Source organism: Paracoccus sp. UBA5162 (assembly GCF_002413585.1).
GTDB lineage: Bacteria > Pseudomonadota > Alphaproteobacteria > Rhodobacterales > Rhodobacteraceae > Paracoccus.
This window is the reverse complement of sequence record NZ_DHXG01000052.1, coordinates 61,675-68,693: the sequence shown is the minus strand read 5'-3', so window position 1 is coordinate 68,693 and position 7,019 is coordinate 61,675. Positions and strand designations below refer to the sequence as shown.

Genomic DNA, 7,019 nt, shown 5'->3' with positions numbered 1-7,019 from the left:
GACGACCGGGTCGAGGCCGCCCTGCAGGCCGGCCAGCGCATCTTCGGCGAAAATTACGTGCAGGAGGCGCAGGGCAAATGGCCCGGCTGGCGGGATCGCTTCGAGGGGGTCTCGGTCCACATGATCGGTCCGCTGCAATCGAACAAGGCCAGGGCGGCGGTCGAGCTGTTCGACGCCATTCACACGCTGGACCGCGCCAGCCTGGCACGCAAGCTGGCCACGCAGGTTCAGCAACAGGGCCGCAGCCCGCAATTGTTCGTGCAGGTCAATACCGGCGACGAGCCCCAGAAGGCCGGTATCCTGGCCGACGAACTGCCGGGTTTCCTGAGCCAATGCCGCGATCTGGGCCTGAACACCCAGGGGCTGATGTGCATCCCGCCCGAGGACCAGGATCCGGTGCCGCATTTCCGGCTGCTGCGGGGACTGGCCGAGAGAAATGGCCTCGCCCTGCTGTCGATGGGGATGAGCGCCGATTTCGAGGCTGCGATTGCGGAGGGCGCGACCCATGTGCGCATCGGCTCGGCCATCTTCGGCGCGCGGGACTACGGCTAGACCGTTGCGCTAGGGGTATTTGGACAACGAAGAAGCCGGAATGATCAAGCGCGTCCCCGGCCCGGCCCGCGCGGCGATCCAGATCAGGTCCGGGCGGGCGAAGGCGATGCAGCCCTCGGTGCCGTATCGGGGGCGGCGCCATTGATGCAGGAAGATGGCCGATCCGCGTCCGGGCACGGCTTTGGGCCCGTTCCAGTCGGTGGTCAGGACCAGATCGTAAAGCGGATCCGCGCGGCGCAGTCTTTCATGGCCGGCGGTCAGCGGGGCGCGGGCATGGTGGTTGTAGGCCGGATGGGCCGGATCATCGCACCACAGATCGCCGGGACCGATGCCGCGCGCCCAAGGGGCCGGAGGCGCCAGGCGGTCGGCGCGATACCACAGCCCGGTGATGCGATGGATGCCGGCCGGAGTCGCGCCGTCGCCTTCGCGCTTGTCAGCGGTAATTCCGGTCCTGCCGATGGCGCAGGGAAAGAGACGGCGGCGAAAGCGGATGCCCCGGGCGGTCAGGACCAGATCGTCCGGGCTCACAGCAGATGTCCGGATTTTTCCGCCTTGGCATCCAGATAGCCGCTGTTGAACCGGTTGCGCGCGGTGATCAGCGGCACGCGCTGCGTCACCTCGATTCCGTGGCTTGCCAGCATGGCGACCTTGCGGGGATTGTTGGTCATCAGCCGCGCCTGTGCGAAGCCCAGCCGTTTCAACAGCGCCGCGCCGATGCGGAAATCGCGTTCGTCATCCTCGAAACCCAGCCGGTGATTGGCCTCGACCGTGTCGAAACCCTGGTTTTGCAGGTCATAGGCGCGCATCTTGTTGGCCAGCCCGATCCCCCGCCCTTCCTGGTTGAGATACAGCAGTACACCCGCCCCGGCCTGCCCCATCGCCTCCAGCGCCGCGCGAAGCTGCGGGCCGCAATCGCATTTCAGGCTGCCCAGTACATCGCCCGTGAAACAGGCCGAATGCAGCCGCGTCAGGACCGGCGCGTCGCGCGGCGGATCGCCGATCTCGATGGCGTAGTGTTCCGCGCCGCCATCGTCGGGCCGGAAGATGTGCAGGCGCGAGCGTTCCGCCGAGGCCAGCGGCAGCCGCGCCGCCGCGACCGGAGCCATCGCCGCCTCGCCGGCCAGCTGCGCCAGCACCTGCCCCGGCGCCAGCAGCGTCAGCCCGGCCGGGGCCGGCGCCCGCACCATCAGCACCGCAGGCAGCAATTGCGCGGATTTGGCCAGCGCCAGCGCCGCCATATGCGGTGTCGCATCGCCGTCGCGTTCCGTGAACAGCGGCCCCTTCATCGGCATCCGCAGATCGTCGGCGGGGTCAGCCAGACCGCGCAACCAGGCCAGATCGGCATCGTCGGGCACCTTCACCCGCGCCAGCCCGCCATCATAGGCCCGCGCCTTCAGCGTTTCGGCCCGCCGCTCCGTGATCGCCAGAACCGGACGGCCAAGCGCCTTCATGTCGGCCAGCCGCTGCGGCGGCAGCGTCTCGACCGCCGCCGCCAGATGGCCGCCGATGGCGACCGGCAGACCCATGCGCAGGTCGGCGCGGGCGCGCGAGACGGTCTCGGCCAGGGTCGGAATCAGGCTCATGATCGCTTTCGGCAGCTAGACGGGTTTGAAACAATCTGAAACATAGTGGCTTTTTCCGACAAAACCATGTGAGATTTCGAACATGCCGCTGGACCGCAGGCCCCGGCACGCCCACTCCTTTGCGCAATGACACACAGGAGGCAACATGGCCGGGTTGAAAAAGATTCTGCTGGTCGATGACGAGGAAGACCTGCGCGAGGCGCTGGCCGAGCAACTGGTCGCGACCGATGATTTCGACGTGACCGAGGCAGGCAGTGGCGCCGAGGCGGTCGAGGCAAGCAAGGGCGCGATCTACGACCTGGTCGTGCTGGACGTGGGCCTGCCCGACACCGACGGGCGCGAATTGTGCAAGAAGCTGCGCAAGCTGAACGTGAAATGTCCGATCGTCATGCTGACCGGCCACGACACCGATGCCGACACGATCCTGGGACTGGATGCGGGGGCGAACGATTATGTCACAAAACCGTTCAAGTTCCCCGTCCTGCTGGCCCGGCTGCGGGCGCAGCTGCGCACGCATGAGCAGTCCGAGGACGCGATCTTTCAGCTTGGACCCTATACCTTCAAGCCGGCGATGAAGATGCTGGTCGATCAGCGCGACAAGAAGATCCGCCTGACCGAGAAGGAAACCAACATCCTGAAGTTCCTGTATCGCGCGCAGGACGGCGTCGTGCCCCGCGACGTGCTGCTGCACGAGGTCTGGGGCTACAACGCGGGCGTCACCACCCACACGCTGGAGACGCATATCTACCGCCTGCGCCAGAAGATCGAGCCGGACCCGTCGAATGCCCGGCTTCTGGTGACGGAATCGGGAGGATATCGGTTGGTCGCGTAAGGATCGGCCGGCTTGAAATCAGGATTCGGCGCCGCGCGCGCCGGTCCTTCTTTCATGACCATTTTCATTTTGCTTCTGACAGTTTACGTCGCCCGAGCCAATGTGCTTGGCATTGCATAGGTCATGGGTTCAATATGGTTCGTTTTATCAGTCATGGCGTGCGCGCCCACGCTGCCGCAAGACGTTTGGCAAAGGGATGCGCGCCGATCACACGGCTCTTGCTGTCGAGACGGTTTTCACCCCAGGCCAGGGTTCGGGTTCTGATCTTCCATCATCCCAACCGGATATGCTGGGCCAGCATCTATCCCTATTTCCACTACGCAGCAGAACTTGCCGACCGTTATGGTGCCGACATTCGCGCCCGGCCGCTCGCGGATATCCATTCCGACAAGGCCCCTGCGGCGGACGTCATCCTGGTTCAGCCCTGGTTCACCGAGGACATGAGCCGCCTGGCCGAGGCGATTGCCCGATACCGCGCCCGCCACGATCCGGATCGGGTGGTTTTTCTGGACAGCGCCGCGCATGTCGACCTGCGCGCCGGCCGTGACCTTGATCCGGTGGTCGATCTCTATCTGCGCAAGGCGTTGTTTCGTGATCGCAAGATGTTTCAGAAGCCGCGGCTTGGCGACACGAATCTGACCGAATATTACATGGAGCTTCACGGCATTCCGGGACAGGTTGTGGACCGCCGTGTTCCGGACGGCCTGCTGACCCGCCTGGGCCTTTCGCCCAACTTTCTGGTGGCACCACATCTGATGCCGCATTTCCTGATGGACCGCCCCGATACAGGCGCCCGGCCCATCGACCTGCATTCCCGGATCGCCACCGGGGGAACACCCTGGTATCAAGCGATGCGTAGCCATGCGGCCGCGGTGGCGCGGGACATGCCCGGAATCAAGACCACACCACAGGAAAGAATCAGCCAGCCGCGCTTTCTGAAGGAATTGCGTCAATCGAAACTGTGTTGGAGCCCGTTTGGCTATGGCGAATTGTGTTGGCGCGACATCGAAGCCTTCATGACGGGTGCGGTTCTGGTCAAGCCGGACATGTCTCATCTGGACAGCCTTCCCGACCTCTACCGGCCCAATGAAACCTATTTGCCGGTGCGGTGGGACTTTTCAGATTTCGGAGATGTCGTCCGGCAGGCACTGGCCCAGCCGGAGATTCTGCGTCGCATCGCTGCGACCGCGTTCGACGCTTGCAGTGACTATCTTGCCGCACACAGATTTGTCGAGGATTGCGCACCGCAATTGTCGTTCGCCCGGTAGCGCGCTTTGCCCTGGCGGCCCAAGCCGATGACCGTTCCCTGCCCGAAATCTTTGCCGCTGTCTGTCGCCCCGCCAGAGAGATCGGTCAAATTGCGTCCGCATCGTTCATTTCTGGAACCGAAGCCTGCAGCGGGCGTTCATACATCGAAGCCCAGTGGTCGGCGGATGCGGCCACACCCTCCCTCTCTGATAACCCCGGCGTCTCCCGCGCCGGGGTTTTCTCTGACGCGGCCTCCGTCGCTGTCGTGACTCCGTGGGTCCGCGGCAGCCGGAAGGGCGAGGATTCCGATCAGCCCCGCTCGTGCGGCCGGGTCCAGTCCTCATCGGGGCCGATGGGGATGATGCGGTGCGGGTTCACCATGTCCTGGCTGTAGTAATAATGCCGGACGAAATGATCCGGCCGCACCGTCGCCGCGATGCCGGGCCATTGGTAAAGCTCGCGCGCCCAGCCCCACAGGTTCGGATAATCCACGATGCGGTGGCGGTTGCATTTGAAATGCGTGTGATAGACCGGATCGAAGCGGGCGATGGTGGTGAACAGGCGCCAGTCGGCCTCGGTGATCATTTCTCCGGTCAGATAGCGGTGCCGCGCCAGAAGCCCCTCGATCCAGTCGAGACTGTCGAACAAGGGCGCGACGGCCTTGTCATAGGCCTGTTGCGTTGTCGCGAAACCGGCCTTGTAGACGCCATTGTTGACGGTGTCGTAGATGCGGCCGTTCACCTCGTCGATGCGCGGCCGCAGATGTTCGGGCCAGTAATCATCCTCGTTCCCGGTAACGGAATCGAAGGCCGAATTGAACATGCGGATGATGTCGGCGCTTTCGTTGGACACGATCGTGTCGCGTCCGCGGTCCCACAGGACCGGCACGGTGACACGACCCGACGCCTGCGGATTGGCGCGCAGATAGATGTCGCGCAGGAAGGGTTCGTCAAACAGCCTGTCGCCGGTCGCGCCGGGGAAATCCTCGCGAAATTCCCACCCCTCGGCCAGCATGTCGGGATGGACGACCGAGACCTCGACATGATCGCCCAGGTCCTTCAGCGCGCGGAAGATCAGCGTCCGGTGCGCCCAGGGACAGGCATAGGACACATACAGATGAAAGCGCCCGCTTTCGGCCCTGAAGCCGCCCTCGCCGGATGGCCCGGGCGTGCCGTCCGCCGTCACCCAGTTGCGGAACTTTGCCGTATCGCGGACGAATTCGCCGCCATGCGCATCCGTATCATACCATTCGTCCTTCCAGACGCCTTCGACAAGTTGGCCCATTCTGTCCTCCTGTGATCTGGCATCAGAACGGGCCGGGGCGGCGGAAGGTTTCGCGGCTCAGCCGATGGCGGTGTCGCGGGTCTCGGCGCGAACCAGCAGCAGGGCAGCCGCAGCGACCAGCAGCAGCACCGCGAAGACCCCGATGGCAAAGCCGAAGCCCCTGGCAAAGACAACCGCCAGCAGGCTGGGTGCAAGGATGCCGCCCAGCCGCGCCATGGCGCTGGCTGTGCCCATGCCGGTGCCGCGCAGGTGGGTTGGATACAGCTCGGGCGTGAAGGCGTAGAGCGCGCCCCAGGTGCCCAGCAGCGCAAAGCTCATCAGGATCAGCGCGCCCGCGATCATCGCCGTGCCGGATGCCAGGGTGAACAGGAAGCAGCCCGCCGCGCTGAGGATCAGGAACCCCATCAGCGTGGCACGCCGGCCAAGCGCCTCGACCCCCCAGGCGGCCAGCGCATAGCCGGGGATCTGCGCCAGCGCCAGGATCACCAGAAAGCCGTAGCCGCGCACGAAGCCGAAGCCTTCCGTCGCAAGCTGACCCGGCACCCAGACGAAGACGCCGTAATAGCTGACGGAAACCAGGAACCAGACGATCATGACACCGATGGTCCGCATCCGCAGGATCGCGGAAAAGATCGACCGCTCGGCGCCGGCCGGAACCGGTGCGGGGATCAGTTCGGCACCCGCCGGCAGGGTCTGCATCCCGTTGGCGGCCAGCACCCGGTCCACCACTGCCTTCGCTTCGGCAGCACGGCCCTGGCGCACCAGATACATCGGCGATTCGGGCACCCAGAGGCGCAGGAAGACGCCGATCAGCGCCGGGATCGCGGCGATGGCGAAGATCCAGCGCCAGGGCGCCGCCGCGCCATAGGTCGCGGCGATCCATGCCGTCAGCGCGATGACGATGGTGCCGATGGCCCAGAACCCTTCCAGCCAGACCAGCCAGCGGCCCCGGTTCCGGGGTGGCAGGAATTCGGCCATCATCGCGTAATCGACCGGCAGGGTGCCGCCAACCGCGGCGCCGGTCAGGAAGCGCAGCACCAGGAGCCACGTGAAATCCTGCGCGAAGACCGAGGCCAGGCCAAAGACCGCATCCATCGCCACGGTCGCCATCAGCAGGTTCCGCCGCCCGATCCGGTCGGCGAGGCGGCCGAAGATCCAGGCGCCGAAGAACATGCCCAGAAAGAACACCGTGCCGATCTGGAAAGCGGTCACACGTTCGATCCCGAAACTGGCCGCGACCGATGGCGCGGCAAAGCCCACGGCGATGACCTGCATCGCATCGGCCGCCCAGACCAACCCGAAGATCGCCAGAAGGCGGGCCTGAAACCGGCCCGTGCCACCGCGCGACAGCGCCTCGTCCACCGTGATCTGCATGTCGATCCCTCTTGTCCGCGTTCATTCTTTTCAGCCTCTTAACGCTAGGGAAGCCGATCACCAAGCGGTGATTGCGGCAGCGCGGCATCACCGGCGCCAACTCGACACAGGCAACCGCCGCCGCTAGGGTCCGCCCGAAGAAGGAG

At 65.1% G+C, this 7,019-nt stretch carries 7 protein-coding genes; 3 read left to right on the top strand and 4 right to left on the bottom strand.

All coding sequences use genetic code 11. The annotated features are described in order from the left end of the window. The coding region (locus B4A72_RS07500) for a YggS family pyridoxal phosphate-dependent enzyme (protein WP_292978287.1) at window positions 1–552 on the top strand (552 nt) is incomplete at its 5' end. 9 nt (window positions 553–561) lie between these two features. On the opposite strand, the gene B4A72_RS07495 is transcribed toward B4A72_RS07500, so the two are convergent. Together B4A72_RS07495 and ribA are read right to left on the bottom strand one after the other, a co-directional pair. Further along, the gene (locus tag B4A72_RS07495) at window positions 562–1,080 is read right to left on the bottom strand and encodes a L,D-transpeptidase family protein (protein WP_292959095.1); all 519 of its coding nucleotides are present in this window, start codon (window positions 1,078–1,080) and stop codon (window positions 562–564) included. Next, window positions 1,077–2,135: a GTP cyclohydrolase II gene (gene ribA, locus B4A72_RS07490; protein ID WP_292959094.1), complete on the bottom strand. Its 1,059-nt coding sequence runs from the start codon at window positions 2,133–2,135 to the stop codon at window positions 1,077–1,079. Before ribA ends, B4A72_RS07495 begins: the two co-directional genes overlap by 4 nt. Window positions 2,136–2,280: 145 nt before the next feature. On the opposite strand from ribA, the gene B4A72_RS07485 reads away from it, so the two are divergent. Then, window positions 2,281–2,967 carry a response regulator transcription factor gene (locus tag B4A72_RS07485; protein WP_292959092.1) on the top strand — a complete coding sequence of 229 codons (687 nt, stop codon included), beginning with the start codon at window positions 2,281–2,283 and terminating at the stop codon, window positions 2,965–2,967. 185 nt (window positions 2,968–3,152) lie between these two features. After that, a complete protein-coding gene (locus B4A72_RS07480; protein ID WP_292959090.1) occupies window positions 3,153–4,235 on the top strand; it encodes a glycosyltransferase family 1 protein in 1,083 nt (360 codons plus the stop codon). Window positions 4,236–4,524: 289 nt separating this feature from the next. On the opposite strand, the gene B4A72_RS07475 is transcribed toward B4A72_RS07480, so the two are convergent. Together B4A72_RS07475 and B4A72_RS07470 are read right to left on the bottom strand one after the other, a co-directional pair. Then, window positions 4,525–5,499, bottom strand: coding sequence for a glutathione S-transferase family protein (locus tag B4A72_RS07475; protein WP_292959088.1), 975 nt, complete (start codon window positions 5,497–5,499; stop codon window positions 4,525–4,527). A 57-nt stretch (window positions 5,500–5,556) separates the two neighbouring features. Next, the gene (locus tag B4A72_RS07470; RefSeq protein WP_292978286.1) at window positions 5,557–6,873 is read right to left on the bottom strand and encodes an MFS transporter; all 1,317 of its coding nucleotides are present in this window, start codon (window positions 6,871–6,873) and stop codon (window positions 5,557–5,559) included. Between the last annotated feature and the right edge of the window lie 146 nt (window positions 6,874–7,019).